At 70.3% G+C, this 26,070-nt stretch carries 22 protein-coding genes; 7 read left to right on the top strand and 15 right to left on the bottom strand.

Annotation, left to right across the window (positions count from 1 at the left end):
- Window positions 1-8: 8 nt before the first annotated feature.
- From A9O67_RS07280 to argB, 5 genes are all read right to left on the bottom strand, one after another.
- Window positions 9-2,420, bottom strand: a complete 2,412-nt coding sequence (locus A9O67_RS07280; protein ID WP_068608858.1) for a 3-hydroxyacyl-CoA dehydrogenase/enoyl-CoA hydratase family protein — start codon at window positions 2,418-2,420, stop codon at window positions 9-11.
- Between the two features lie 28 nt (window positions 2,421-2,448).
- Window positions 2,449-2,880, bottom strand: a complete 432-nt coding sequence (locus A9O67_RS07275; RefSeq protein WP_068608856.1) for a DUF2147 domain-containing protein — start codon at window positions 2,878-2,880, stop codon at window positions 2,449-2,451.
- A gap of 26 nt (window positions 2,881-2,906) precedes the next feature.
- Window positions 2,907-4,703, bottom strand: a complete 1,797-nt coding sequence (locus A9O67_RS07270) for an acyl-CoA dehydrogenase C-terminal domain-containing protein (RefSeq protein WP_068608854.1) — start codon at window positions 4,701-4,703, stop codon at window positions 2,907-2,909.
- 51 nt (window positions 4,704-4,754) lie between these two features.
- Window positions 4,755-5,405 (bottom strand): TetR/AcrR family transcriptional regulator, encoded by a 651-nt coding sequence (locus tag A9O67_RS07265; RefSeq protein WP_068608853.1) that lies wholly within the window; start codon window positions 5,403-5,405, stop codon window positions 4,755-4,757.
- Between the two features lie 159 nt (window positions 5,406-5,564).
- A complete protein-coding gene (gene argB / locus A9O67_RS07260; protein ID WP_068608851.1) occupies window positions 5,565-6,467 on the bottom strand; it encodes an acetylglutamate kinase in 903 nt (300 codons plus the stop codon).
- Window positions 6,468-6,516: 49 nt separating this feature from the next.
- On the opposite strand from argB, the gene A9O67_RS07255 reads away from it, so the two are divergent.
- The 5 genes from A9O67_RS07255 (at window position 6,517) to A9O67_RS07235 (ending at window position 13,858) form a co-directional block, all read left to right on the top strand.
- Window positions 6,517-8,061 carry a CYTH and CHAD domain-containing protein gene (locus A9O67_RS07255; RefSeq protein WP_197484459.1) on the top strand — a complete coding sequence of 515 codons (1,545 nt, stop codon included), beginning with the start codon at window positions 6,517-6,519 and terminating at the stop codon, window positions 8,059-8,061.
- A gap of 107 nt (window positions 8,062-8,168) precedes the next feature.
- Window positions 8,169-10,913, top strand: a complete 2,745-nt coding sequence (locus A9O67_RS07250) for a cation-translocating P-type ATPase (RefSeq protein WP_068609839.1) — start codon at window positions 8,169-8,171, stop codon at window positions 10,911-10,913.
- A 58-nt stretch (window positions 10,914-10,971) separates the two neighbouring features.
- Window positions 10,972-12,306, top strand: coding sequence for a tRNA (N6-isopentenyl adenosine(37)-C2)-methylthiotransferase MiaB (miaB, locus tag A9O67_RS07245; protein ID WP_068608847.1), 1,335 nt, complete (start codon window positions 10,972-10,974; stop codon window positions 12,304-12,306).
- Between the two features lie 151 nt (window positions 12,307-12,457).
- Window positions 12,458-12,991, top strand: coding sequence for a GspH/FimT family pseudopilin (locus A9O67_RS07240; protein WP_068608845.1), 534 nt, complete (start codon window positions 12,458-12,460; stop codon window positions 12,989-12,991).
- 45 nt (window positions 12,992-13,036) lie between these two features.
- Window positions 13,037-13,858 carry an exodeoxyribonuclease III gene (locus A9O67_RS07235; protein ID WP_068608843.1) on the top strand — a complete coding sequence of 274 codons (822 nt, stop codon included), beginning with the start codon at window positions 13,037-13,039 and terminating at the stop codon, window positions 13,856-13,858.
- On the opposite strand, the gene ntrC is transcribed toward A9O67_RS07235, so the two are convergent.
- The 6 genes from ntrC to A9O67_RS07205 all read right to left on the bottom strand — a co-directional run bounded on the left by ntrC (window position 13,824) and on the right by A9O67_RS07205 (window position 20,554).
- Window positions 13,824-15,368: a nitrogen regulation protein NR(I) gene (gene ntrC / locus A9O67_RS07230; protein ID WP_068609838.1), complete on the bottom strand. Its 1,545-nt coding sequence runs from the start codon at window positions 15,366-15,368 to the stop codon at window positions 13,824-13,826. The two genes, A9O67_RS07235 and ntrC, sit on opposite strands and share 35 nt — an antisense overlap.
- Window positions 15,369-15,405: 37 nt before the next feature.
- Entirely contained in the window at window positions 15,406-16,491 is a 1,086-nt protein-coding gene (glnL, locus tag A9O67_RS07225; protein WP_068608841.1) for a nitrogen regulation protein NR(II), read from the bottom strand.
- Window positions 16,492-16,498: 7 nt separating this feature from the next.
- Entirely contained in the window at window positions 16,499-17,062 is a 564-nt protein-coding gene (locus A9O67_RS07220) for a hypothetical protein (RefSeq protein ID WP_231960258.1), read from the bottom strand.
- 118 nt (window positions 17,063-17,180) lie between these two features.
- On the bottom strand, window positions 17,181-18,596 hold the full coding sequence (gene glnA, locus A9O67_RS07215; RefSeq protein ID WP_068608840.1) for a type I glutamate--ammonia ligase: 1,416 nt from the start codon (window positions 18,594-18,596) through the stop codon (window positions 17,181-17,183).
- A gap of 153 nt (window positions 18,597-18,749) precedes the next feature.
- Window positions 18,750-19,592: a competence/damage-inducible protein A gene (locus A9O67_RS07210; RefSeq protein ID WP_068608838.1), complete on the bottom strand. Its 843-nt coding sequence runs from the start codon at window positions 19,590-19,592 to the stop codon at window positions 18,750-18,752.
- Window positions 19,589-20,554, bottom strand: a complete 966-nt coding sequence (locus tag A9O67_RS07205) for an EI24 domain-containing protein (RefSeq protein WP_231960257.1) — start codon at window positions 20,552-20,554, stop codon at window positions 19,589-19,591. Before A9O67_RS07205 ends, A9O67_RS07210 begins: the two co-directional genes overlap by 4 nt.
- On the opposite strand from A9O67_RS07205, the gene A9O67_RS07200 reads away from it, so the two are divergent.
- Entirely contained in the window at window positions 20,553-21,401 is an 849-nt protein-coding gene (locus A9O67_RS07200; protein ID WP_231960255.1) for an alpha/beta fold hydrolase, read from the top strand. The two genes, A9O67_RS07205 and A9O67_RS07200, sit on opposite strands and share 2 nt — an antisense overlap.
- Here the strand turns inward: A9O67_RS07200 and A9O67_RS07195 are convergent.
- Window positions 21,373-22,158, bottom strand: coding sequence for a 16S rRNA pseudouridine(516) synthase (locus A9O67_RS07195; protein WP_068608832.1), 786 nt, complete (start codon window positions 22,156-22,158; stop codon window positions 21,373-21,375). The genes A9O67_RS07200 and A9O67_RS07195 overlap by 29 nt on opposite strands.
- A 68-nt stretch (window positions 22,159-22,226) precedes the next feature.
- Here A9O67_RS07195 and A9O67_RS07190 point away from each other — a divergent pair, with 68 nt between their 5' ends.
- Entirely contained in the window at window positions 22,227-22,832 is a 606-nt protein-coding gene (locus tag A9O67_RS07190) for a DUF2062 domain-containing protein (protein ID WP_068608830.1), read from the top strand.
- A 12-nt stretch (window positions 22,833-22,844) separates the two neighbouring features.
- Here the strand turns inward: A9O67_RS07190 and A9O67_RS07185 are convergent, their stop codons facing one another.
- From A9O67_RS07185 to A9O67_RS07175, 3 genes are read right to left on the bottom strand one after another with little or no spacing between them, the layout of a single operon-like run.
- Window positions 22,845-24,119, bottom strand: a complete 1,275-nt coding sequence (locus A9O67_RS07185) for a heme biosynthesis protein HemY (protein WP_082955439.1) — start codon at window positions 24,117-24,119, stop codon at window positions 22,845-22,847.
- A gap of 48 nt (window positions 24,120-24,167) precedes the next feature.
- Window positions 24,168-25,289, bottom strand: coding sequence for a uroporphyrinogen-III C-methyltransferase (locus A9O67_RS07180; RefSeq protein WP_156682276.1), 1,122 nt, complete (start codon window positions 25,287-25,289; stop codon window positions 24,168-24,170).
- On the bottom strand, window positions 25,286-26,068 hold the full coding sequence (locus A9O67_RS07175; protein WP_068608828.1) for a uroporphyrinogen-III synthase: 783 nt from the start codon (window positions 26,066-26,068) through the stop codon (window positions 25,286-25,288). The genes A9O67_RS07180 and A9O67_RS07175 overlap by 4 nt, the downstream gene beginning before the upstream one ends.
- Window positions 26,069-26,070: the final 2 nt, after the last annotated feature.

Below are 26,070 nucleotides of genomic sequence, written 5' to 3'. Positions count from 1 at the left end.
CCGCGGGTTCAGTTGCGCAGGGGCTTGCCGCTGTCGAGCAAGGCCATGATGCGGGCCTGCGTCTTGGGTTGGACGATGAGGGCGCAGAATGCCTCGCGCTCCAGCTTCATCAGATAGTCCTCGGACACCAGCGTGCCGGCCTCGACATCGCCGCCCGTGACCACATGGGCGATGCGGCTGGCGATGTGGAAGTCGTACGCGGTGATGAAACCGCCGTCGCGCATATTGACCAGCGAGCCCAGGATGGTGGCCTTGCCGCTGCGACCCGCCACGGGGAAGCGGCGCTGCAGCGGCGGCCGGTAGCCGCCCGTGGCCAGGGCCTGTGCCTCGCGCACGGCGACGAACAGCAGCTCGTCACGGTGCGGCACGATGACGTCGCTGTCCAGCAGGTAGCCGAGCTTGCGGCTTTCCAGCGCACTGGTGCCCACCGTGGCCATCGCCGCGGCCTTGAAGCCCTCGGTCAGGAACGGCAGCAGGTCGGTGCCGGTGCTGGCACGGGCGTTTTCCGCGGCGCGGCGGGCGAGGTAGGTCAGTCCCCCGGCGCCCGGGATCAGGCCGACGCCGACTTCCACCAGGCCCATGTAGCTTTCCATGTGCGCGACGCGCCGCGCACAGTGCACCGCCAGCTCGCAGCCGCCGCCCAGCGCCATGCCGCGCACCGCCGCCACCGTCGGCACCTGGGCGTAGCGCAGCCGCAGCATGACGCGCTGCATTTCCGCCTCCACGGATTCGATGGCCTGCACGCCCATCGCGGCAAACGCCGGCAGCGTGGCCTGCAGGTCGGCCCCGACCGAAAACGGCTCGTCGCCCGACCACACCACCAGGCCCGCGAAGCGCGCCTCGGCCTCCTCCACCGCGCGGTCCAGCCCTTCCACCACCGCCGGGCTGATGGCGTGCATCTTGGTCTTGAGGCTGGCGATCAGCACGTCGTCCAGCCCGGCGCGCGGCAGCGTCCACAGGCGGATCGCGTCATCCTCATAGACCGTGGCACCATCGGTGCGCCAGTCCGGCCCGCCTTCGCCGAAGACGCGCTCGCGGTAGAGCTGGCGCGCGTGCACCGGCAACGTGCGCGGCGGCTCGAAGCGGCCGGTGGCCGGGTTCCACGAGCCTTCCGGCTGGTGCACGCCGCCGCGCTCGGCCACCGGGCCCTCGAACACCCAGGCCGGCAGCGGCGCCGAGCACAGCGCGCGTCCGGCGTCGATGTCTTCCTGCACCATGCGCGCCACCTCCAGCCAGCCGGCCTGCTGCCACAGCTCGAACGGGCCCTGCTGCATGCCAAAGCCCCAGCGCATGGCCTGATCGACGTCGCGCGCCGTCTCGGCGATCGCCTGCAGGTGCAGCGCCGCGTAGTGAAAGCCGTTGCGCAGGATCGCCCACAAAAAGCGCCCCTGCGGCCCCTCGGCGTGGCGCAGCAGCTTCAGGCGCTCGGGCGCGGGTTTCTTCAGCATGCGGCCATAGACCTCGTCGGCCTTGGCGCCGGCGGGCACGTAGTCGCCGCTGGCCAGGTCGAAGCGCAGCACGTCGCGCCCGACCTTCTTGTAAAAGCCCGCCTTGGTCTTCTGCCCCAGGTGGCCCTTGTCGAGCAGCGCCTGCAGCACCTTGGGCGTCTCGAACGTCGGGTAGAACGGGTCGGTCTCGGGGCTGAGCTGGGTCTGCATCGTGCGGATGACGTGCGCCAGCGTGTCCAGCCCCACCACGTCGGCGGTGCGGAAGGTGCCGCTGGAGGCGCGCCCGAGCCGCTTGCCGGTCAGGTCATCGACGACGTCGAACGTCAGGCCGTGCCGCTCGGCCTCGATCATCGTCGAGAGCATGCCGGCGATGCCGATGCGGTTGGCGACGAAGTTGGGCGTGTCCTTGGCGCGCACGACGTTCTTGCCCAGCGTCGTGGTGACGAACCCCTCCAGCGCGTCGAGCACGTCGGTGCGCGTCTCTGGCGCGGCGATCAGCTCCACCAGCGGCATGTAGCGCGGCGGGTTGAAGAAGTGGATGCCGCAAAAGCGCGGCCGCAGTTCGGTCGTCAGCGGCTCGGCCAACTGGCAGATCGGCAAGCCCGAGGTGTTGGTGGCCAGGATGGCATGCGCGGCGAGGTGCGGCGCGATGCGAGCGTAGAGCTGGTGCTTCCAGTCCATGCGCTCGGCAATGGCCTCGATGACGAGGTCGCACTCGCCCAACAAGGCCAAGTGCTCGTCGTAGTTGGCCGGCCGGATCAGGTCGGCGTCGTCGGCCACGCCGAGCGGGCTGGGCTTCATTTTTTTGAGGTTGGCGATCGCCTGGCGGGCGATGGCGCTCTTGTCGGCGCCGTCTTTGGCCAAGTCGAACAGCACCACCGGCACCTTGACGTTGACCAGGTGCGCGGCGATCTGCGCCCCCATGACGCCGGCGCCGAGCACGGCGACGCGTTTGACGGTGAATCGGGACATGATGAATCCTTGCAATGGGCGGGGCGCGTCAGTTCGCGCGCACCCAGGTCTGCGTGCGGCCGATGAACAGGATGGAGCCGCGCACCTCCAGCTTGGCGCCGCCCTCCACGGGGGTCAGGCGCACGTTGTAGGTCTTGCCGTTTTCGGGGTCGAGGATGGTGCCGCCCTCCCAGACCGCCTTGCCCGGCACCTGCCGCACGCCGCGGATGATCTCCAGCCCGACGATGGGCTGGTCCTTGCGGTCGTCGGTGCAGGCGGTGCAGCGGCGGTTGGGGTCGGCGCCCTTGCGCAACAGCTTCTCGACGCGCCCGGTCAGCACGCCGTCCTGCTCGGTGATGACGACCTCGCTTTTGACTTCTTTGGTGTCGTCGTCGATGGTGTGCCACCGGCCGACGGGGGTGGGGTTGGCCCAGGCCGGGGCGGCCAGGGCCAGCAACAGGGCAGCGATGCGGTACCGCATGGGTCGTCTCCTCTGCGCGTGGGCGATCAGGCCAGTGCCGCGTCGGTGTCCATGAGCGCCGCGCTGCCGGAGCGGGCCAGACGCATCAGCGTCGCGGTCTCCGGGAACAGGCGCGCGAAGTAAAAGCGCGCCGTCTGCAGCTTGGCGGTGTAGAAGGGGTCGGTGCTGCCGGCAGCAATCGCCTTGAGCGCCACCGAGGCCATGCGCGCAAAGAAGTAGCCAAACACCAGGTGGCCCGCCACGCGCAGGTAGGGCACGGCGGCAGCACCGGCCTCGTCGGGGTTTTGCAGCGCCTTGAAGCCGATCTCGGTGGTGAACTTGGTCATCTGCTCACCCAGGTACGCCAGCGGGTTGATGAACTCGGCCATCTTTTCGTTGACGCCTTCTTCCTCCACCAGCGCGGCGACCAGCTTGCCGAACTTCTTGAGCGTGGCGCCGTTGTTGGCCAGCACCTTGCGGCCCAGCAGGTCCAGGCTCTGCACGGTGTTGGTGCCCTCGTAGATCATGTTGATGCGGGCATCGCGCACATACTGCTCCATGCCCCATTCCTTGATGTAGCCGTGGCCGCCGAAGACCTGCAGGCAGTGGTTGGTGGCCTCGAAGCCGTTGTCGGTGAGGAACGCTTTGGCGATCGGCGTCAGCAGGGCCAGCAGATCGGCGCTGTCCTTGCGCACCTTCTCGTCGGGGTGGTGCAGTTCCTTGTCCAGCAGCAGCGCGCAGTAGATCAACAGGGCCCGCCCGCCCTCGGCGTAGGCCTTGGCCGTCAGCAGCATCTTGCGCACGTCCGGGTGCACGATGATGGGGTCGGCGGGCTTGTCCTTGGCCTTCGGGCCCGACAGGCTGCGCATCTGGATGCGGTCTTTGGCGTAAGCCAGCGCATTCTGGAACGCCACTTCGGTCAGGCCCACCGACTGGTTACCCACGCCCAGGCGGGCCGCGTTCATCATCACGAACATGGCCTGCAGGCCCTTGTTGGGCTGGCCCACCAGCGTACCGACCGCGCCGTCCAGGATCATCTGACAGGTGGCGTTGCCGTGGATGCCCATCTTGTGCTCCAGGCCGCCGCAGTAGATGGCGTTGCGCTCGCCCAGGCTGCCGTCGGGGTTGACCAGGAACTTGGGCACCAGGAACAGGCTGATCCCCTTGCTGCCGGCCGGGGCGTCGGGCAGGCGGGCCAGCACCAGGTGCACGATGTTGGCGGCCAGGTCGTGCTCGCCGGCGGAGATGAAGATCTTCTGCCCGGTGAGTTTGTAGGTGCCGTCGGGCTGCGGCTCGGCCTTGGTGCGCAGCAGGCCCAGGTCGGTGCCGCAGTGCGGCTCGGTCAGGCACATGGTGCCGGTCCACTCGCCGCTGGTCAGCTTGGGCAGGAACAGCGCCTTCTGCGCCTCGGTGCCGTGGGCGTGCAGGCATTCGTACGCACCGTGGCTCAACCCGGGGTACATGGTCCACGCCTGGTTGGCGCTGTTGAGCATCTCGTAGAAGCACTGGTTGACCACGAAGGGCAGCCCCTGGCCGCCATAGGCCGGGTCGCACGACAGCGCGGGCCAGCCGCCGGCCACATACTGCTCGTACGCGGCCTTGAAGCCCTGCGGCGTGGTGACGGTGTGGGTGGTCTTGTCGAGACGGCAGCCCTCGGCGTCACCGCTGATGTTGAGCGGGAAAGTCACCTCGGCGGCAAACTTGCCCCCCTCCTCCAGCACGGCGTTGATGGTGTCGGCATCCACCTCGGCATGCGGCGGGCAGACTTTGAGCTCGTCGACGACGTGAAAGACTTCGTGCAGCATGAACTGCATGTCGCGCAGGGGCGGGGTGTACTGGGGCATGGTGGTCTCCTTGGACGCGGGTGAACGGTGGGGGGTTGAAGGGGCTGGCGCTCAGGGCTGGTAGCGCGCCAGAATGTTGTCGAAACCGGTGCGGGCATGGTGCAGCCCGGCCGGGCTGCGCAGAAAGCGCGCCTCGTAATGCAGCGCAAGGATCAGGCCGTGGATTTCGAAGGCGATCTGCGCGGGGTCGGCGTCGGCGCGCAGGTGGCCTTCGTCGATGGCGATGCGGATGGCGCGCCGCACGGCCGACTGCCAGGTGTTGACCGTGTCCACGAGCGCATCGCGCACGGGGCCGGGGCGGTCGTCGAACTCCACCGCGCCGCTGATGTAGATGCAGCCGGAGTCGATCTCCAGCGACGTCTGGCGCATCCAATGGTCGAACAACGCGCGCAGCCGCGGCAGCCCGCGGGGCGCAGCCAGTGCCGGGTGGAACACATCGCGCTCGAAGCGCGCGTGGTACTCGCGCACGACGGCGATCTGCAGCTCCTCGCGCGAGCCGAAGTGCGCGAAGACGCCGGACTTGCTCATGCCCATCAGCTCGGCGATGGCGCCGATGCTCAGACCCTCCAGCCCGACGTGCGAGGCCAGCCCGAGCGCCGCATCGATGATGGCGGCTTTGGTCTGCTGCCCCTTGTGCGGGGCGCGCCCGGCGCTGCGGCCGCGGGCGCGGGCCGCCGGGTGGGCGGCGTCGATGTCGGCCATGCAAGCCTCCAAAATAAAACGAACGGTCGTTCTATTCTAGAGGTAGACGAGGGGCTGTCAATCCCCAAATCCTAGGGAAAACCCTGGGTTTGACCTGCCCGGGCGCCAACCCAGTAGATCGCGCTGGCGCCCAGCATGAGCGCCAAAGCGCGGACCGTGTCAGTGCGAGCGGATCATCGTGCCGAAGGGCTGATCGCCCAGCACCTCCAGCAGGATGGCGTGCGGCACGCGCCCGTCGATGATGTGCACCGCCTTGACGCCGCTCTTGGCCGCATCCAGCGCGCCGGCGATCTTGGGGATCATGCCGCCGCTGATGGTGCCGTCGGCCACCAGCTCGTCGATGCGCCGCGGCGTCAGCTCGGCCAACAACTGGCCGTCCTTGTCCAGCACGCCGCGGATGTTGGTCAGCATCAGCAGCTTTTCGGCCTGCAGCACGGTGGCGAGCTTGGCCGCCACGACGTCGGCGTTGATGTTGTAGCTCTCGTTGTGCTCGCCAAAGCCGATCGGGCTGACGACCGGGATGAACTGGTCCTCCTGCAGCGCGCGCACGACGCTGGGGTCGATGGAGACGATATCGCCGACCTGGCCGACGTCGTGCTCGACGTTGGGGTCGTTGACGTCCACCATGCGCAGCTTGCGCGCGCGAATCATCGCGCCGTCGCGCCCGGTCAGGCCGACCGCCTTGCCGCCGGCGCGATTGATGAGGCCGACGATGTCCTGCTGCACCTCGCCGGCCAGCACCCACTCGACCACTTCCATCGTCTCGGCATCGGTCACGCGCATGCCCTGCACGAAGCGGCCCTCCTTGCCCAGGCGTTTGAGCAGCGTCTCGATCTGCGGGCCGCCGCCGTGCACCACCACCGGGTTGATGCCGACCAGCTTGAGCAGCACCACGTCCTCGGCGAACGCCGCCTGCAGCTCGGGGTCCGTCATCGCGTTGCCGCCGTACTTGATGACCATCGTCTTGCCGTGGTAGCGGCGGATGTAGGGCAGCGCCTGGGACAGGATTTCGGCCCGGTCCGGCGGGGCCACGTGGGACAGGTCGCGAGGGGTATGGTTCATGACGGATGGGGCGGCTACGATAGGCGTTCTGTATCTGGCGGAGGTCATTGTGCCGCAAGAAATCGAACTCAAGTTCGCCCTGCCGGGCGTGCGCGCCGACGACGCCCTGCAGCGCCTGCGCCGCCACCCGCTGTTGCGCCGGCGCCCCATGCGGCAGCAACGGCTGGTCAACCGCTATTACGACACCCCGGATGGCTGGCTGCGCACCCAGCGCTGCGCCTTGCGCATACGGGGGATCGAGGCACTGCCGGGAAAGGCGTCCCCGACCGGGCAGCCGACGCCAGACACACCTGCGAGGCGCACCTGGGAGCAAACCCTCAAGACCGCCGGCCACGGCAGCGGGGCCTTGAGCGTGCGCGGCGAATGGACCACGCCGCTGGCGCGGCCGGTGCTGGATCGGGCGGCGCTGCTCGCCACCGCGCTGGCGGCGGCCCCCGATCTGGCGCAACGGCTCGACGCCCTGCAGCCGGTGCACGAAACCCGCTGCCTGCGCACGACCTGGACGGTGCGGGGAGGCGACGGCAGCGTCGTCGAAGTCGCGCTGGACGCGGGGGACATCCGCGCGTCAGGCGGCCGGGCGCCGCTGCTGGAGCTGGAACTGGAGCTGCTGGCCGGCGACCCCGCCGCCCTGCACGCCCTGGCCGACGCGCTGGCCAGCGACCTGCCGCTGCTGCCTGCCCGCACCAGCAAGGCCGAGCAGGCCCAGCGCCTGGGCGATGGCACGCTCGATCAACCCGTCGTCGCGCGGCCGCTCGATCTGCCGCGCCACGCCGACCCGATAGCCGTCGCCCGCGCCGCGCTGGGCGATGCCCTGGGGCAGCTGTGCGACAACCTGCTGCTGGCGGCCCGCCACGACGACCCGGAAGCCGTGCACCAGGCCCGGGTGGGTTGGCGGCGCTGGCGCAGCCTGCTGCGCCTGCTGCGCCCGTGGCTGCCCGCCCCGCCGGCGCACGACGCGCTGCGCCCCTTGCTGGCCAGCCTGGGCACGGTGCGCGACCTGGACGTGGCGCTCACCGAGACGCTGCCCCTCTGGGGCCCGTTGTTCGTGGAAGACGACACCGCGCACCCCGACCGCCTGCGCGCCTGGCAGCAGGCAAGCCGGCGGCTGACCGCCAGCGTGCGGGCCGCCCGGCGGGCGCTGCGTGCGCAATTGAGCGATCCGGCGACCGCGCAGGCCTTGCTGGCCTGCGCCACATGGCTGCAGCAGTTGCCCGAACACGTCGAGGCCCCCGCCGGCTGGGCCGCCGAGCGCTTGGGCCGCTGGCATGCGCGACTGGCGCACAGTCTTCGGGAATCGACCCATCCCGCCGACGCCCAGACCACGACCGACGCCCTGCACGCCGCCCGGTTGCTGGCCAAGCGCCTGCGCTACGGGGCCGAAGCCGTCGCGCCCACCCTGCCCGACAAAGCCGCCCGGCGCGTCCATCGCTGGCAGCGCGACGCCCGCACGTGGCAAAGCCGCATCGGCCGCTGGCGCGATACCCAGCGCGCCGCCGAGCTGCTGGCCGAACACCGCGCCGATGCGGCCCTGACCGGCTTTTTGCGCGGGGTGGCGCTCGCCGGCCGGCGGGCCGAAGCGCACACCGGCGACTGATGCCGCCACCCCGATCCGGCGACGCCCCTTGCGCACCGGTCGGGCCAGGAACTCGCGGCGGCCTGTCAGCGTCCGACGATAACCCCGCCTCCAACATGGACAAAGCCATGCCGCCTCCCGAGCCGGCCCGCGCCGACGACAGCCGCCCCACCCCCGCGTGGCACGCCCTCGAGGGCGACGCGGTCTTGCAGCAGCTGCACACCACCGCGCGCGGCCTGAGCGCGGCCGATGCCACCGCGCGGCTGGAGCGCCACGGCGAAAACCGGCTGGCGGACACGCCACCGGTGCCGCTGTGGCGGCGCGTCGCGCGCCAGTTCGACAACCTGTTGATCTGGGTGCTGCTCGCCGCCGCCGCCATCACCGTCGCCATCGGGCACGGCATCGACGCCGTCGTCATCGTGGCGGTGGTCGTGCTCAATGTGACGATCGGCCTGATTCAGGAAGGCAAGGCCGAACGCGCCCTGGCCGCCATCCGCAACCTGCTCGCCCCCCGCGCGCACGTCTGGCGCGACGGCCATTTGGTGGAAATCGACGCCGCACACTTGGTCCCGGGCGACATCGTCCAGGCCGCCGCCGGCGACAGCCTGGCGGCGGACGTGCGCTGGCTGCAGGTGCACGAACTGCAGGTGGACGAAGCGGCGCTGACCGGCGAGTCCGTGCCCGTGGACAAGCGCGCCGACCCCGTCCCCACGGAGGCCATGCTGGGCGACCGGCGCAGCATGGGCTACGCGGGCACGCTGGTGACCCGTGGCCAGGGCCGCGGGGTCGTCGTGGCCACCGCCATGGCCACCGAAATGGGCCGCATCGGCCGACTGTTGCAGGACGTGGGCGACACGACCACCCCCCTGGTGCGCCAGATGGCCCAACTGGGCCGCTGGATCACGCTGGTCGTGCTGGCCGCCGCCGCGCTGCTGTTCGTGTTCGGCTGGTGGGTGCGCGGGCTGCCGGCACTGGACACCTTCATGGCGGCCGTGGGGCTGGCGGTGGCGGCCATCCCGGAAGGGCTGCCGGCCATCATGACCATCACGCTGGCCATCGGCGTGCAGCGCATGGCGCAGCGGCGGGCCATCGTGCGGCGCTTGCCCGCGGTGGAAACGCTGGGCTGCGTGACGGTGATCTGCTCCGACAAGACCGGCACCCTCACCCGCAACGAAATGACCGTGCAGCAGGTGGTGCTGGCCGACGGCCTGGTGGATGTGGAGGGCGTGGGCTATGCGCCGACGGGGGCGCTGCTGCGCGGCGACGTGCCGCTGCAGCCCGCCGAGCTGTGGCGCGAGGCACCCGCCCTGCTCGCGCTGGCCGAAGGCGCGGCCCTGTGCAACGACGCCGAACTCCTTCAGGGCGAAGGCGGCGCCAACGACTGGCGGCTGTCCGGCGACCCCACCGAAGGCGCCCTGCTGACGCTGGCGATGAAAGCGGGGCTGGACCCCGTCCGACTGGCTGAGGAGCGCCCGCGCGTGGGCGTGCTGCCCTTCGAATCCGAGCGCCGCTACATGGCCACGGCCCACCGCCGCGGCGATGGGGCCGGCACGCGCATCGACATCTGGGTCAAAGGCGCGCCGGAGCGGCTGCTGGCGATGTGCAGCCACGAGCTGGACGCTCACGGCCGCCCCCAGCCGCTGCGCCGCGCCGAGTGGGCCGATCAGGTCGAACGGCAAGCCCGGCAAGGCCGGCGCGTGCTGGCCATCGCCACCGGTACCCTGCCGAGCCACCGCCCGTTCACCCACGACGCCGTGGCCGGGGATCTGGTGCTCGTCGGGCTGGTCGGCATCATCGATCCGCCGCGCGAGGAAGCCAAAGCCGCCGTCGCGCAATGCCGTGCCGCGGGCATCCGGGTCAAGATGATCACCGGCGACCATGTCGTCACCGCCAGAGCGATCGCGCATCAGCTCGGCCTGGGATCGGGCGCCCCGGCGCTGTCCGGGCAGGCGATCGAGGCGCTGGACGACGCCGCGCTGCGCGAGGCCGTGCAAACCACCGACGTGTTCGCGCGCGCGGCGCCGGAGCACAAGCTGCGCCTGGTGCGCGCGTTGCAGGCCAACGGCGACATCGTGGCAATGACCGGGGACGGCGTCAACGACGCCCCCGCGCTGAAGGCCGCCGACGTGGGCGTCGCCATGGGGCACAAGGGCACCGAGGCCGCCAAACGCGCCGCTGCCATGGTGCTGGCCGATGACCATTTCGCAACCATCGCCCACGCGGTCGAAGAGGGCCGCACGGTGTACGACAACCTGCGCAAGGTGATCACGTTCTTGCTGCCGATCAACGGCGGCGAGTCGATCTCGCTGCTGGTGGCGGTGCTCTTTGGCCTGGCGCTGCCGATCGCGCCCGTGCAGATTCTGTGGGTGAATATGGTCAGCTCGGTGGCGCTGGCCATGGTGCTGGCCTTCGAGCCGACCGAAGCCGACGTGATGCGCCGCCCGCCCCGCCAACCGGGCGAACCCATTTTGAGCCGCTTCGTGCTGTGGCGCATCGGACTGGTGTCCGCGCTGTTCGCGGTGGGCATCTTTGGCGTCTACCGCTGGGCGCTGGATGCGGGCCACCCGGCCGACGTGGCGCAAACGCTGGCGGTCAACACGCTGGTGGCGATGGAGATTTTCTACCTGTTCAGCGTGCGCTACCTCAAGGCGCCGTCGTTCACCTGGACAGGCGTGCGCGGCACCCCCCGGGTGCTGGCGGCCGTGGCCGTCGCCTGCGGGCTGCAGGCGCTGTTCACCTACGCGCCCTTCATGCAGGGCTGGTTTGGCAGCGCGGCCCTGCCCCTGCCGTTGCTGGCCCTGAGCGCCGGCGCCGGCGTGGCCGTGCTGGCGGTGCTGGAGCTGGAAAAGGCGCTGCTGCGCGCGACGCGCTAGACTAGTGGGCTTTTCCCCGTCCAGCCCCTGGATCTACACCACGCACCGCTGACGCCCCATGAGCAAGAAAGTCTACATCCGCACCTTCGGCTGCCAGATGAACGAGTACGACTCGGCCAAGATGGCCGACGTGCTGGCCGCCGCCGAGGGCTACGAGCCCACCGATGACCCCGATCAGGCCGACCTGATCCTGTTCAACACCTGCTCCGTGCGGGAAAAAGCCCAGGAAAAGGTCTTTTCCGACCTGGGCCGCGTCAAGCACCTGAAGCAAAAAGGCGTGCTCATCGGCGTGGGCGGCTGCGTGGCCAGCCAAGAGGGCGAGGAAATCATCAAGCGTGCGCCCTACGTGGACGTGGTGTTTGGCCCGCAAACGCTGCACCGCCTGCCCGAGCTGCTGCGCCAGCGCCAACAGCAGGCGCGGCCGCAGGTGGACATCAGCTTCCCCGAGATCGAGAAGTTCGATCACCTGCCGCCGGCGCGGGTGGAGGGCGCCTCGGCCTTCGTCAGCATCATGGAAGGCTGCAGCAAGTACTGCAGCTATTGCGTGGTGCCGTACACGCGCGGCGAGGAGGTCTCGCGCCCGCTGCAGGACGTGCTGGTGGAGGTGGCGGGTCTGGCCGATCAGGGTGTCAAGGAGGTGACGCTGCTGGGCCAGAACGTCAACGCCTGGCGCGGCGAGGAGGGCGAGGACTTTGCGCTGCTGCTGGAGTGCGTGGCCGAGATCCCCGGCATCGAGCGCATCCGCTACACGACCAGCCACCCCAACGAATTCACGCCGCGCCTGATCGAGGCCTACGCGCGCATCCCGCAGCTGGTCAGCCACCTGCACTTGCCGGTGCAGCATGGCAGCGACCGCATCCTGATGGCGATGAAGCGCGGCTACACCGCGATGGAATACAAGAGCACGGTGCGCAAACTGCGCGCGGTGCGGCCGGACCTGAGCCTCTCGAGCGACTTCATCATCGGCTTTCCCGGCGAGACGGAGGAGGACTTCGCCAAGCTGATGCGGCTGGTGGAGGACGTGGGGTTCGACGCCAGTTTCAGCTTCATCTTCAGCCCCCGCCCCGGCACGCCCGCGGCCAACCTGCCGGACGATACGCCGCACGAGGTCAAGCTGCGCCGCCTGCAGACCCTGCAGAAGGCGCTGGAAGCGAATGTGGCGCGCATCAGCGCCAGCCGCGTCGGCACCGTGCAGCGCATCCTGGTCGAAGGCCCGTCGAAGAAGAACCCACAGGAACTGATGGGCCGCACCGCCTGCAACCGCATCGTCAATTTCGACGGCGGGCCCCACGGCCAGCGCCTCATCGGCCAGATGATCGACGTGCGCATCACGCAGGCGCTGCCGCACTCGCTGCGCGGGGAGGTGGTGGTGCGTGAGGCAGTCGCAGCCTGACGCCAACGGCCCCCAGCTGACACCGCATCGTCCACGGCGCGATCGCCCCCCGCACGGGCCCTGCCTCCCCCAACTGGGGGATGGTCTGCTGCGCTCCCCTGCCGCAGAATGATCGCGTCACACGAATGGCACGGTCTTGGGGAGTGGAGCGATGCGGCACAAGGACCGCAGGGTTGGGCGTGGGATCACGCTCGTGGAGTGTCTGGTCGGCTTGGCGGTGCTGGCCATTGTGTTGTCGGCCGGGCTGCCTGCCTACACCGGTTGGCGTGAATCGACCCGCTTGCGGGGCGCGGCCGATCGGTTACACAACGATCTTCGGCTGGCCCAGTCGGAAGCGCACCGGCGGCTGTCCAACGTGGCGGTGAGTTTTCGCCGCACGGCGGATGGGGGCTGGTGCTATGGCTGGCGGCTGGAGACCGCCTGCGACTGCGAACAGTTGCAGCACTGCGTCATCGACGGCACAGAACGGGCGGTGCGCAGCGACGACTGGCCGGGCATCGACCTCGCACCCGGAATCGCGGGGAACACCTTGATTTTCAACCCTCGCCGCAGCACCGTCACCGCCGGCCACATCACCGTGGTGGGTGCATCCGGCGACCAGCTTCGCGTGGTCGTCAGCGGCATCGGCCGCATCCGGCAATGCGCCCCCGGCGGGGGTCTGCTGGGCCTGTCCGAGTGCGAATGAGGCGCCTCGGGCAGAATGCGGACCGTCTGATCGCTGGAAAGCCGCATGCACCTCGCCACCTGGAACGTCAACTCCCTTTCCGTCCGACTGCCGCACCTGCTCGACTGGCTGGCCGACCATCCGGTGGATGTGCTGGCGCTGCAGGAACTCAAGCTCACCGATGACAAGTTCCCGGCCCAGGCGCTGGAACAGGCGGGTTACGCGGCCGCGTGGTTGGGTCAAAAGACCTACAACGGTGTGGCCTTGCTGGTGCGCTCGCCCGGCTCCCTGGGGGAGGTGCAGCGCAACATCCCGGGGTTCGAAGACGAACAGGCGCGCGTGATCGCGGCCACGGTCCAACCGGCATCGGGCATGCCACCGCTGCGCGTGATCGGGGCCTATTTTCCCAACGGACAGGCCCCGGGCAGCGACAGGTTTGCCTACAAGATGCGCTGGCTGGACGCGCTGCGCGCCTGGGTCGCGCAGGAACTGGCCCGCCACCCGCGGCTGGTGCTGATGGGCGACTTCAACATCACCGTGGACGACGACGACGTGTGGGACCCGGACGGCCTGCGCGACACCATCCACTGCACGCGCGAGGAGCGCGCGCAACTGCAGGCCCTCAAAGACCTGGGGTTGCACGACGCCTTTCGGCTGTTCCCGCAGCCACCCAAAAGCTATTCGTGGTGGGATTACCGGCAGCTCGCCTTCCCCAAAAACCGTGGGCTGCGCATCGACCACATCCTGATCAGCGACGCGCTCAAGCCCCACGCCGTGGCCTGCACCATCGACCGCGCGCCCCGCAAGCGCCCGCAACCCAGCGATCATGCGCCGGTGGTGCTGACGCTGGCCGTCACTCCAACCCCAGCTCCTGAATCTTGCGGGTGATGGTGTTGCGGCCGATGCCCAGGCGTTGCGCGGCCTCGATGCGCCGGCCCCGCGTCGCCTGCAGCGCCGTCTGGATCAGGCGAGTTTCCACCCGCCGGATCAAGGCGTCCCACACATCGTGGCGCCCCTCGGCCAGCAGGGCCATGGCCTCGGCCTGCAGCGCGGCCTCCCACGCCTGAGGCATGCCGGCCGCGGCCGAGGCGGGCGGCACCACGGCGCCCCCCAGCGCCCAGGCGGGGGGCATGGGCGCCTGCGGCGTTGCCGGGGCGTCGGATGGGACGGATAGGGCAGACGGGGCCGGTGCTGAGGCGGCTGGCTCCGCGGCGGACGGTTGGCGCCGCTCGTTCAGCGCGGCCAGCACTTCCGGGGGAAGATCCTTGACCTCGATGACCTGGGCCGGCGCCATCACCGTCAGCCAGTGGCACAGATTCTCCAGTTGCCGGACGTTGCCGGGGAAATCAAACGCGCTGAGGACCTCCAGCGCCGCGTCGGACAGGCGCTTGGGCTCCACCTCCAAATGGCGCGCGCTGTGTTGCAGAAAGAAGCGGGCCAGCAGCGGAATGTCCTCGCGCCGCTCGCGCAGCGGGGGCAGGCGCAGGCGGATCACATTCAGGCGGTGGTACAGGTCCTCGCGAAACGCCCCTTCCTTGACCCGCTGCTCCAGGTTCTGGTGGGTGGCGGCGATGACACGCACATTGGCCTTGATGGCGCTGTGGCCGCCGACGCGGTAGTAGTGGCCGTCCGAGAGCACGCGCAGCAGCCGGGTCTGCAGCTCGAACGGCATGTCGCCGATTTCGTCCAGGAACAGGGTGCCCCCCTCGGCCTGCTCGAAGCGGCCGCGGCGCAGGGTCTGGGCGCCGGTGAAGGCGCCGCGTTCGTGGCCAAACAGTTCGGACTCCAGCAAGTCCTTGGGGATGGCGGCGGTGTTGATGGCGACGAACGGCCCTTTGGCCCGCGGCGAATGCTTGTGCAACGCCCGCGCCACCAGCTCTTTGCCGGAGCCGGACTCGCCCGTGATCAGCACCGTGACATGGCTTTGGCTGAGCCGCCCGATGGCGCGAAACACGTCCTGCATGGCCGGAGCCTGCCCCAGGATTTCGGGCGTGGCGGCCAGGGTCTCCTGCGCCACCTCCTCGCGCTGGCTTTCTTCGACGGCGCGGCGAATCAGCTCCACCGCCTTGGGCAGGTCGAACGGCTTGGGCAAGTATTCGAACGCCCCGCCCTGAAAGGCGGCCACGGCGCTGTCCAGGTCCGAATAGGCGGTCATGATGATGACCGGCAGGGCCGGGTGCTGGCGCTTGACTTTCTCCAGCAGTTCCAACCCCGATCCGCCGGGCATGCGGATGTCGCTGACCAGCACCTGGGGGCCCTCGTCCGCGCCATCAGCCAGCGCGTCGAGGACGGCCTTGGGGCTGTCGAAGCTGCGCGTGGGCAGCTCCTCGCGCGCCAGCGCCTTTTCCAGCACGAAGCGGATGGAGGGGTCGTCGTCGGCAATCCAGATCGGTTTCATGCGCGGCACTTCCTGCTCGCCCCACCGCGCCACCGGATCACGGCAACGGGATGAGGATCTTGAAATCGGTGTATCCCGGTCGGCTGTCGCACTCGATGAGCCCTTGGTGCTGCTGCACGAACGTCTGCGCCAGGGTGAGCCCCAAGCCGGAGCCGCCATCCCGACCCGACACCAGCGGGTAGAAGATGCGGTCCTTGATCTCCTCGGGCACGCCGGGACCGTTGTCGATGACATGCAATTCCAGTGCCAGGCGAAAGCGCCGCTTGCCGAAGGTGACCTGCCGCTGCACGCGCGTGCGGAAGGTGATGCAGGCATCCCCCGCGGCGATGCGGTCCTTGAGGGCATGCGCCGCGTTGTGCGCCAGGTTCAGCACGGCCTGGATGAGCAGCTCGCGGTCGCCGCGGAACTCGGGGATGGACGTGTCGTAGTCCCGCACCACGCTCAGCCCGCGCGGAAACTCGGCCAGGATGATGGCGCGCACGCGCTCGCAAACCTCGTGGATGTTGACGTCGGCCATCACGGGCGCGCGCCGGTGCGGCGCCAGCAGCCGATCCACCAGCGATTGCAGGCGGTCGGCCTCGTGCACGATGACCTCGGTGTATTCGACCAGATCGTCGCGCTCGGCCAGCTCCATCTGCAGCAACTGGGCGGCACCGCGGATGCCCCCCAAGGGGTTCTTGATCTCGTGCGCCAGATTGCGGATCAGCTCCTTGTTCGCCTGGGCCTGCTCCAGCAGGCGCTCCTCGCGCTCCTGGCGGGTCTGCTGCTCCAGCGGCAGCATCTCGACGACGCGGTGGTCGGGCCATTCGGTGGACGCCAGCACCAAGTGCACCGGCAAGGGCTCGCGCAGCAACCGCTTGAGGTGGGTGTCGTAGCGGATGACGGCGTATTCGTGCCCGCGCGCGCCGTCCAGCGCGCTTTGCAGCAGTTCGGGCTGGGTCACCCACTCGGTCAGCGGCACGTCGGCCAGATTGCGGCGCGACAGGCCGATGGCATCCTCCAGGGCGTGGTTGGCATAGCGCACATGGCCCCGATCGTCCACCACCGCCACCAGGGTGGCCAGCAGGTCCAAGGCCGCAAAGCGCTTGTCGGCGCCGGCCGACCGCGATCGACGCGCTTCCATCGCGGTGTCAGCGCCCGCCGTCCAGACGACCGATCTCGCGGCGGATCGCAGCCACATCGGCCTCGGCCCGCTCGACCCGGGTGCGCAGCTCCTCCACCCGCGCCGTGTAGCGCGGGGAGTCGGTGCGCTCGTTGGCCAGCCGCGGCGGCTTGCCGTCGGCGTAATCGGCGCGGGCCTGGGCCAGGCGCTCCTCGGCCCGGCGCAGCTCCTGCTCCAGAATGCGGCGCGCCTCGGCGTCGCGCTGGCGCTGCTGGTCCGGCTCCACCCGCTCGGCGGCCGAGCGCGCGCCATTCGGTACGCCAGCCGATGCCGCACCGCCCGCCCCACCCGCGTTGCCCGGCGCCCCGCCGGCGGGACGGGTGCCTTCGACGATGGTCAGGTTGCCGCCCTGCATTTCACGGCAGCCGCGCGCCGCGGGGTTGGGGCCGGGGTTGTTGGTGTACTCGTTGCCACAACGCCAGATGGCGCTGCCTTGCGCCCAGGCCGCCCCGGCGGCGCACCACACGGCGGTCGCCCATGCGGCGGCCATGCCCGCCTTGCCCCATCGCCGAATGTTTTGCTGCAACGACATGCCAAGCCTGATCCACAGAATGCGACGCGACACAGTATCGTTCAAAACGGCTGGGGGCGGCACACGGCCGCCCCCAGGGTGATTCAGCAAGCCGCCTGCCGCGGGCGGCCCGTCCGCATCACAGGCTGAAGTACATGTCGTACTCGGTCGGCGTGACCTCGACGCGGGCGCGGGTGACTTCCTGCATCTTCAGCTCGATGTAGGCATCGAGCATGGAGTCGGTGAACACACCGCCCTTGGTCAGGAAGGCACGGTCCTTGTCCAGGTAGTCCAGCGCCTGATCCAGGCTGTGGCACACGGTGGGCACCAGCTTGTCCTCTTCCGGCGGCAGGTGGTAGAGGTCCTTGGTGGCGGCCTCGCCCGGGTGGATCTTGTTCTCCACGCCGTCCAGACCGGCCATCAGCAGCGCCGCGAAGCACAGGTACGGGTTGGCCATCGGGTCCGGGAAGCGGGCCTCGACGCGGCGCGCCTTCGGATTGGCCACGTACGGGATGCGGATGGAGGCCGAGCGGTTCTTGGCCGAGTAGGCCAGCTTGACCGGGGCCTCGAAGTGCGGCACCAGGCGCTTGTAGCTGTTGGTGGTCGGGTTGGTGATGGCGTTGAGCGCGCGGGCGTGCTTGATGATGCCGCCGATGTAGTACAGGGCGAAATCGCTCAGGCCGGCATAGCCGTCACCGGCGAACAGGTTCTTGCCGTCTTTCCAGACCGACTGGTGCACGTGCATGCCGCTGCCGTTGTCGCCGTGGTAGGGCTTGGGCATGAAGGTGGCCGTCTTGCCGTAGCTGTTGGCCACGTTCCAGATGACGTACTTGAGCACCTGCGTCCAGTCCGCACGCTCGACCAGCGTGCTGAACTTGGTGCCGATCTCGCACTGGCCGGCGCCGGCCACCTCGTGGTGGAACACCTCCACCGGGATGCCCAGCGACTCCAGGATCAGCACCATCTCGGCGCGCATGTCGTGCGTGCTGTCCACCGGCGGCACGGGGAAGTAGCCGCCCTTGGTGCGCGGACGGTGGCCGCGGTTGCCGTTTTCGAACTTGGTGCCGGTGTTCCAGGGCGCTTCGTACTCTTCGATTTCGTAGAAGCAGTTGCCCGGGTTGGTGCTCCAGCGCACGCCGTCGAACAGGAAGAACTCCGGCTCGGGGCCAAAGTAGGCGGTGTCACCCAGGCCCGACGCCTTCAGGTAAGCCTCGGCGCGCTTGGCGATCGAGCGCGGGTCGCGGTCGTAGGCCTTGCCGTCGCTGGGCTCGATGACGTCGCACTGCAGGTACAGCGTGGTCTCTTCGAAGAAGGGGTCGATGTTGGCGGTGTTGGGGTCCGGCATCAGCAGCATGTCGGACGCCTCGATGCCCTTCCAGCCGGCGATCGACGAGCCGTCGAACGCGTGGCCCGACGTGAACTTGTCTTCGCCGAAGGCGGAAATCGGCACCGTCACGTGCTGCTCTTTGCCGCGGGTGTCGGTGAAGCGGAAGTCGACGAACTTGACGTCGTTCTCCTTCACCATGTTCATCACGTCGGCGACGGTCTTGGCCATCAGTGTGCTCCTAAGAGGTTCGGGTCGAGGGAAAGGACTGAAGTCGGACAATGGAAAGCAGGTTCCATGCCAGATTCGCACATGGTGCATGCCGCCCCGGATGGACGCCAATGCACCATTTCAATGCATATTGCACGTTATCGGTGCGCCATATCAACGCACCAATTCGGGGCCCAGCCGCACGGGCATGGTCCGCAAGGCGTCCAGCATGGCCTCGTATGCGGCTGCTGCGGCAGCGTCGGCGCCCTTGACCCCGAGTTCGATGTGCCGCCCCCACTCCGGGTGGTCGACGCTCGGCAGGCTGAACACCTTGACCCCGGGGTGCTCGGCTTCGATGCGCTCCATCAGCGGGGTCAGCGTCGCCTCGATGCCGCCGAAGACGATGATCGAACGCTCGCGCTGCCGGGACTGCCCGAAATGCGCGCGGTAGCCCGTGTCGAGCACCCACTCGATCATCGGCCAGGCCATGACGGGAAAGCCCGGCACGAAGTGCACCGTCCCACCCCCGGGGCCGTCGCAGGCAAACCCCGGAATGCGGTTGTACGGGTTGGGGATGAGGCGCGCGCCCACGGGGAACACCCCCATGTTGAGGCGGTGCACATTGTCGGGGCGATCGGGCTCGAAGGGCACGCCCTGCTCCGCCGCGACTTCGCGCATGCGCTGCTCGATCAGGGCCTTGGCCTCGGGGTGCAGCACCGCCTCCACCCCCAGCGCGGCCGCGGCCGCCTGGCGGGTGTGGTCGTCGGGGGTGGCGCCGATCCCCCCGGTGGAAAACACCACATCGCCGCTGGCGAAAGCCTGCCGCAGCACCTCGGTGATGGCCGCGCGGTCGTCACCCACATAGCGCGCCCAGTCCAGGCGCAAACCGCGGGCGCCCAGCAGTTCGATGACCTTGGGCAGGTGCTTGTCCTGGCGCTTGCCGGACAGGATTTCGTCGCCGATGACGATCAGGCCGAAGCGCGGGACGGCGGCCGCAGCGGGGGATACGGGCGTCATGATGCAGGAGGAGAAGGAAGCGGGCGGGCCTCGACGTCGACGATGCGGTCCGCAGGGACGGGATGGGCTGCAGAAACCGTGGGGGCCGAGGACCCGGGCGGCACCGGCGGGGTTGTGGCCTCGCGCCGCAGCTCATCCAGCGCCTGCAGCAGATAGTGGGCATACCACAGCGACGCAAAGGCGAACACCAGCGCGTAAATCCAGATGGCCAGCGGCACGAGCAGCGGGGCCAGCGCAATGAACATCGCCCCGGAGGCCCACAGCACGCTGGGCGCCGCGCTGATCAGACCCGCAATCACCCCCATGACCAGCAAGGGCACGCGGTGGCGGGCCATGAGGGTGCGCCGCTCGTCCACCGAGGCATGTTCGGCCAGCGCATCGTAGGCGAACACGCGGTAGGTCAGCCAGCCCCAGATCAGCGGCGGCAGCACGAGCACCAGCGGCGGAATCAGCCAAAAGGGCAGCGAGACCACCAGCATCAGCACGGCCAGCACGGTGGACCACAGGGACCAGCCCACGCTGCCCAGCACCCCGCCGCCGCGGCGCCGCTGCAGGTCCGGGAAACGCCGCTGGGCGACCAGATCCACCATGGCGGGGGTCATGAAAAACGCCACCAGCAGCAGCGCCAACACGACGATCAGCGGCGTGGCCATGACGAGCACCAGCAGCGGTGCGACCACCGTCCGCAGCGCGCCCAGCCCCACGCTGTCCAGCCAGCCGAGCACGAATTCGACCAGCGACCACGTCTCCAGCCAGGCGAGCACGGCATCGACCGCCCGGTCCCAAAACCAGTAGCCCAGGGCAAACGCCCCCGCCACCATCAGCACCAGGGGCAGCAGCGACAGCGCGATGACCCGCGGGTGCAGGCAATACGCGACCGAGCGCCAGAACGAACCGAGCAGCACACGCATGTCGCAAGCATAACCGGCGATGCGGCCCGGGGGCTCTACCATCGTGGGCATGGAGCCGACTGCCCCGCTCAACCCGCCTCTTGCCGACTCAACCGCCGAGGTGTCGCTGGATCCGCCCATGCGCGTCGTCATCGACGGCGTGGGGCTGGAGGTCCAGGCGATTCGTCCGGCCGCCCCCCAGGCGCTCGCCCCCATCGTCTTTCTGCACGAAGGGCTGGGGTCGGTCGCGATGTGGCGGCAGCGCGGCGGCCACTGGCCCGCGGCCCTGTGCGCGCGCACCGGGCGCGCAGGCTGGATGTACTCCCGGCGCGGCTATGGGGCCTCCGACCCCATCCCCGACGTGCGCGGAAGCGGCCGGCACGGGCCGGATTACATGCACCGCGAGGCGTTCGACACCCTGCCCCGCCTGCTGCAGGCGCTGGGGCTGCAGCAGCCCGTGCTGGTGGGCCATTCGGACGGCGCGACGATCGCGCTGCTGCACGCCAGCCAGCACCGGGTGGCGGCCTGTGTGGCGATGGCGCCCCATGTCTTCGTCGAAGACGTGGCCCTGCGCGCGATTGCCGCCGCACGCGACGCCTACCCCCTGGGCCTGCGCGAGCGGCTGGCGCGCTACCACGCCGACGTGGACAACGCCTTTTGGCAGTGGAACGATGTTTGGCTCTCGCCGGCGTTTCGCGCATTCGACATCCGGGCGGCGTGCGGCCGGATCGCCGCACCGCTGCTGCTGGTGCAGGGCACCGACGACGAGTACGGCACCTTGGACCAACTGGACGCGATCGCGGCCGTCGCGCCCCAGGCCCAGCGGCTGGTGCTGCCGGCATGCGGCCACAGCCCGCACCGCGACCGACCCGACGCTTTGCTGCAGGGCGTCAGCGCGTTTCTGGACGCGGTGCCTTGACGCCCGCGGCCTTGCCGCCTGCCGCCTGGAGGGCGGCCACCTCGTCCGCACTCAACCAGCGCCATTGGCCGGGCGCCAAATCGGCGGGCAAGGCCACGGGGCCGATGGCGGTGCGGTGCAGCGCGTCCACCCGGTTACCCACCGCCGCCACCATACGCTTGACCTGGTGGTAGCGCCCCTCGGTCAGGGTCAGGCGCAGCCGGCTGGCGTCGATGCGCTCCACCGCCGCGGGCGTCACCGGTCGCGGATCGTCGTGCAGCACGACGCCAGCGCGCAGACGCTGGATCTGTCCCTCGTCCACCGGGTGGCGGCAGGTCACCTCGTACACCTTGGGGACGTGGTGGCGCGGCGAGGTCAGGCGGTGGATGAAGGCCCCGTCGTCCGACAGCAGCAGCAGGCCGGTCGTGTCCTGATCGAGTCGGCCAATCGCCTGCACGCCGTCGGCCGCTCCACCGGGGCGCTGGCGCAGCGGCGCGGGCAGCAAGGTGTGCACGCCCGGCCAGGCCGAGGGCCGGCGCGAACACTCGTAGCCGGCGGGCTTGTGCAGCATCAGGTAGGCCCGCGGCTGATATGTCCAGCAGACCCCTTCCACCCAAAACGGCAGGCCGGGGGCGAGCTCGTCCGGGGGCACCGGCTCGTCCGGATCGACGACGGGGTGCCGGCCGCCCCCCGCCGCCACCGCCCCGCTCAGGATCAGCGCCCGGCAGGCGCGGCGGGTGCCAAACCCTTGCGAATACAACACATCTTCCCATCGCATGGGGGGCGAGGATAGCGGGGATCGCGGCGGATGCGTCACAATCTGAATCGTTTCGTACTCCACTGCCCATGAAAGCGCGCATCCAGTCCCTGCTGCCCAGCCGCGAGCGCCTGCACGACATGCACTGGCTGCGCTGGCTTGCCCCCTACCTGCATCACCCCCGGCTGTGGCACATCAACCGCAAGGGGCTGGCGCTGGGGTTGGCGCTGGGGGTGTTTTTCGGGTTGTTGATCCCCGTGGCGCAGATCCCGGCCTCGGCCACGCTGGCGGTGTTGCTGCGCGCGAATGTGCCGGCCGCCGTGGCGAGCACGCTGGTGACCAATCCGGTCACTTTTGGGCCGGTGTACTTTGGGGCGTACAAGCTGGGCGAATGGGTGCTGCAGGCAGAACCCAGCGCGGCGTCCCCCCGCAGTGGTGCCGACGCCAACGCAGCGGCCCGCGGGGGCGCGGCGACCGACGGCGCTGGCGGGTCGTGGCTGGCCGACTTCTGGCACTGGATCACCGACGTGGGCACACCGCTGGTGGTGGGCTTGGCCATCGTCGCCAGCCTCACCGGCGTGTTGGTGTATCTGGCCGTCCACTGGGCGTGGATTTTGAAGGTGCGGCTGGCGCAGCGCCGCCGGCGCCATCAGCGCTTGGGCCACGCCCGTGCGCAGCGGGTACGGCGGTCCTGAGCAGAGGCCGGATCAGGTCAGCGCGGCCTGCTTCCAGGCGTGGCCGGCGGCGGCCTCGTCACCGCGCTGCTCGGCCAGTTCGGCCAGCGCGCACCAGCAGCGCCGGCGCAGATCGCGGTCGTCCAGGCCGCGCACCGCCTGCTGCAGCAGCGTCTGCGCCTTGCCCCACAAGCCACGGGTGCGGTACGCCTGTCCGGCCAAATATTGCAGACCGGCATCCGACGGGTTGCGCTGCTGGGCTTCCTCCAGCCGGGGCAGCCAGGCGGCATCCAGCCGCGTCAACCAGGGCTCGACCAGAGCGACAGCCCGCAGCCGATCCGCGTCCGTGAGGGTGTCGTACCCCGCCCAGGCCGTGCGGATGGCTTCGTCCACCGCGCGGGGCACCGGCCCCGTGGCATCGAACAAGCCCTCGGCCGCCAGCCGCTCGACATGCGACAGCAAGGCCAACGCCCGGGTGGGATCACGGCGCTCGTCGCCCTGCAGGCTGCGCCAGACAGCGGACAGGCTCTCCTCGTCGCGCGCATCGCGCAGGGCCTCGATCCACAGCCCACGCAGTACGGTGCGCACCGCCTCCGGCGAAAAGGCGCGGTGTTTGGCGAGCAGACGCGCCATGTCCAGCGCGGCACGGCTGTCGTGCCGCAATTGGGCCAGCCGCAGCCGCAGGCGCACCGCCTGGATGCGGCGGGCCGCCCCTTGGGGCAGTTCAGCCAGCCAGCGCGCCGCCTCGGCAGGATCCCGGGCCTCGATGGCCCACTCGGCGGCCCGCAGCAGCGCGCCCTCGCGGGCCTCGGGCGCGCCGCGGGCGCGCGTCGCATCGGTGGCCGCCGCCAGCCAGGCGTCGCGCTGTTCGCGCTGGCCCAGCTGCTGGGCGCTCTCGGCCGCGGTCAGGTGCGCCAGCACCCACAGCGCATCGGCATACGGGACGGTGTCCCGGTCGGCCGCCTGCAGGCGCGCGATGGCCTCGCGCGCCGCCCCCTGCGCGCGGACGAAGCGCCCGCCCAACTGGTGCCCCCAAGCCTGCAGCAGCAAGCCCACGGTGGCCCGCTCTTGCTGCAGGGCCCGCCAACGGCTGGCCCGGCGCGGCAGCTCGCGCAGCAAGGCGATGCCCCGCAAGGCGGCATAGCCCAACACGAAGGCGGCGAGCGCGACGATCAGCACCAGGTTGAGCGACACGTCCACCCGCCAGGGCGGCCAGAACAACGACACCGTGGCGGGGTTGTCGCCCATCAGCAGCGCGGCGACGACCGCGAGCGCCGCCACGAACAGCAGACCGAAGACGCCCTTCACCGCCCGCCTCCGCAGTCCGATGCCCCCTGGCGGGTGCGCACGGCCATGTCAGCGCCCTCCCGCCGCGGCGGACAGCGCCGCCAGCGTTTCGTCGGGCCGGGGCAGGGTCTCCTGCCGCAGCTCGCGCTGCAGCGCGGTCAGGGTGTCGAGCGCCTGGCGCATGCGCGGCGCGTCGGTCTCGAAGTAGCGCCGCAGGTGGCGCTCGACGGTGCGCACGTCGGCGCGCGCGCTGTCGAACTGCCGCGCGAGCAGGCCCAGCCGGGCGTTGAGCAGCATCAGGCGCACGTTCTCGCGCAGAAAGTAGGCCTGCTCCGGCGCGAGCAGCACGGCCTCGGGCTGGTCGATGCGGCGCAGCCGGACCAGGTCACGGGTGGCGACCTGGAGCCGCGCCCAGCCGGCTTCAATCCAGCGTTGGACGCTGACGCGGGCGCGCACCCACGCGGAGTCGGTCGCCGCGCCGCCCTCCCCGGCTGTCGGCGCTGGCGATGGCTCCTCCGCCGATTCGGGCGTCCCCGCGGGGCGGATCGGCTCGTCCAGCGGCGGGCCGGACCGCAGGGGCCACTCGTCCACGGCGCGGGCCAGCTCGTCCAACCGGGTGACCAAGGCGGGCACGTCCACCAACGACGCGGCCCGGATGCGCTCCAGATCGCGGGCGATGGCCCGCTGCACGGGGTTCAGGCGGGGCTGCGCGGCGCGCTCGATGCGCTGCTGGGCACCCTGCAGCGCCGTCACCACGGGCTGGACGCTGCCGGTGAGCTGGCTTTGCTGAATGGCCAGACGCAACGCCGCTTCCAGATCCTGCACCAGGGCATCGTCGCGGGAGCGCGACACGGACAGCATCAGCTCCTCGAGCTGGGTGCGCTGCAGTGACACCTCCGACAGCTTCACCTCCGCCACCCCGAGCCGGGCCTGCAGATCGGCCACCGCCGCCTGGGCCTGGTCGGCCAGCACCCGCGCCGCGGCCAGTTCGGCCTGGGCGTCGGTGGTGCGGCGCGCCAGCTCCTCCTGCGTGCGCGCCAGGCGTTGCCACAGCACCGCAGTCCCCGCCAGGGCCACCGCGGCGAGCCCCACGGCCACCGCGGCGAGCAGGCGCGAAGACCCACCCCCCGTGCCCGTCCGAGGGGCAGGCGGCGGGGTGGTGGCGGGGTCGGTGGAAATGGGGTCGCTCACGGCGACGATTCTAGGGCCTGCACGACGTCGGGCAGTGTGGGGCGGCAGGAGCGGACCTCACCGAAGCCCAGTGCCCGGGCCGCCTCGGCAATGCGCGGGTGGGTGGCGATGGCGCGGGCCCGCGACCATGGGGCCTGCGGCAGCAGGTCGCGCAAATGCCCGACCGCCTCGCTGCTGCTGAACAGCCACACCGCCCCATCCGCCACCGCCCGGCCGGCTTCGGCGCGTCGGGTCGCGTCCCAGGTGGGGGGTTGTCGCCGGTAGGCCACGACGGTGCGCACCGTGGCACCCGCGCCACGGCAACGCTCCAGCAGCCAGTTCCGCCCCGCATGCCCGTTGGCCGAAACCCCGCGCACGATCAACAGGCGGTGGCCCGGGTGCACCTGCGGCGCGATCACCGGCCACAGCGCCTCGGAATCCATTTGCGCCGCATCGGCCGGGGGGTGATCGATGGCCGCCGGGGCCACACCCCAGTCCCGCAGGGCGCGCACCGTGCCGGTGCCCGGCGCCCAGCAACGCAGCCCGAGCGCGGGGACCGGGACGGCGGCCTGACGCAGCGCCCCCACCGCGGCGGGGCTGACGAACATCGCGGCGTCCAGATCGGCCCAGTCCGCCACCGCGGCACGCAAAGCGGGCGGATCGGCGGCGGGGACGATGTCGATCAGTGGCAACGCCAGCACGGGCCAGCCCGCCGCACGCAAGCCCTGCACCCACGCACCGGCTTGATCGGCCGGCCGTGTGACGACGACCAACGGCCGCGACGCCTGCTCGGCGAACACGG

Source organism: Tepidimonas fonticaldi (genome assembly GCF_001675355.1).
Classification (GTDB): domain Bacteria; phylum Pseudomonadota; class Gammaproteobacteria; order Burkholderiales; family Burkholderiaceae_C; genus Tepidimonas; species Tepidimonas fonticaldi.
The sequence above is the reverse complement of the archived record's forward strand: the minus strand, read 5'-3'. Positions and strand labels throughout refer to the sequence as shown.

Excerpts from the sequence above, each read along its gene's own strand:
- argB (WP_068608851.1), bottom strand. The coding sequence starts at position 6,467 with ATGAACCATACCCCTCGCGACCTGTCCCACGTGGCCCCGCCGGACCGG.
- A9O67_RS07275 (WP_068608856.1), bottom strand. The coding sequence starts at position 2,880 with ATGCGGTACCGCATCGCTGCCCTGTTGCTGGCCCTGGCCGCCCCGGCC.
- A9O67_RS07210 (WP_068608838.1), bottom strand. The coding sequence starts at position 19,592 with ATGACGCCCGTATCCCCCGCTGCGGCCGCCGTCCCGCGCTTCGGCCTG.
- glnL (WP_068608841.1), bottom strand. The coding sequence starts at position 16,491 with ATGGAAGCGCGTCGATCGCGGTCGGCCGGCGCCGACAAGCGCTTTGCG.
- A9O67_RS07220 (WP_231960258.1), bottom strand. The coding sequence starts at position 17,062 with ATGTCGTTGCAGCAAAACATTCGGCGATGGGGCAAGGCGGGCATGGCC.
- A9O67_RS07240 (WP_068608845.1), top strand. The coding sequence starts at position 12,458 with ATGCGGCACAAGGACCGCAGGGTTGGGCGTGGGATCACGCTCGTGGAG.
- ntrC (WP_068609838.1), bottom strand. The coding sequence starts at position 15,368 with ATGAAACCGATCTGGATTGCCGACGACGACCCCTCCATCCGCTTCGTG.
- A9O67_RS07200 (WP_231960255.1), top strand. The coding sequence starts at position 20,553 with ATGGAGCCGACTGCCCCGCTCAACCCGCCTCTTGCCGACTCAACCGCC.
- glnA (WP_068608840.1), bottom strand. The coding sequence starts at position 18,596 with ATGGCCAAGACCGTCGCCGACGTGATGAACATGGTGAAGGAGAACGAC.
- A9O67_RS07235 (WP_068608843.1), top strand. The coding sequence starts at position 13,037 with ATGCACCTCGCCACCTGGAACGTCAACTCCCTTTCCGTCCGACTGCCG.
- A9O67_RS07250 (WP_068609839.1), top strand. The coding sequence starts at position 8,169 with ATGCCGCCTCCCGAGCCGGCCCGCGCCGACGACAGCCGCCCCACCCCC.
- A9O67_RS07195 (WP_068608832.1), bottom strand. The coding sequence starts at position 22,158 with ATGCGATGGGAAGATGTGTTGTATTCGCAAGGGTTTGGCACCCGCCGC.
- A9O67_RS07265 (WP_068608853.1), bottom strand. The coding sequence starts at position 5,405 with ATGGCCGACATCGACGCCGCCCACCCGGCGGCCCGCGCCCGCGGCCGC.
- A9O67_RS07280 (WP_068608858.1), bottom strand. The coding sequence starts at position 2,420 with ATGTCCCGATTCACCGTCAAACGCGTCGCCGTGCTCGGCGCCGGCGTC.
- miaB (WP_068608847.1), top strand. The coding sequence starts at position 10,972 with ATGAGCAAGAAAGTCTACATCCGCACCTTCGGCTGCCAGATGAACGAG.
- A9O67_RS07270 (WP_068608854.1), bottom strand. The coding sequence starts at position 4,703 with ATGCCCCAGTACACCCCGCCCCTGCGCGACATGCAGTTCATGCTGCAC.
- A9O67_RS07205 (WP_231960257.1), bottom strand. The coding sequence starts at position 20,554 with ATGCCCACGATGGTAGAGCCCCCGGGCCGCATCGCCGGTTATGCTTGC.
- A9O67_RS07190 (WP_068608830.1), top strand. The coding sequence starts at position 22,227 with ATGAAAGCGCGCATCCAGTCCCTGCTGCCCAGCCGCGAGCGCCTGCAC.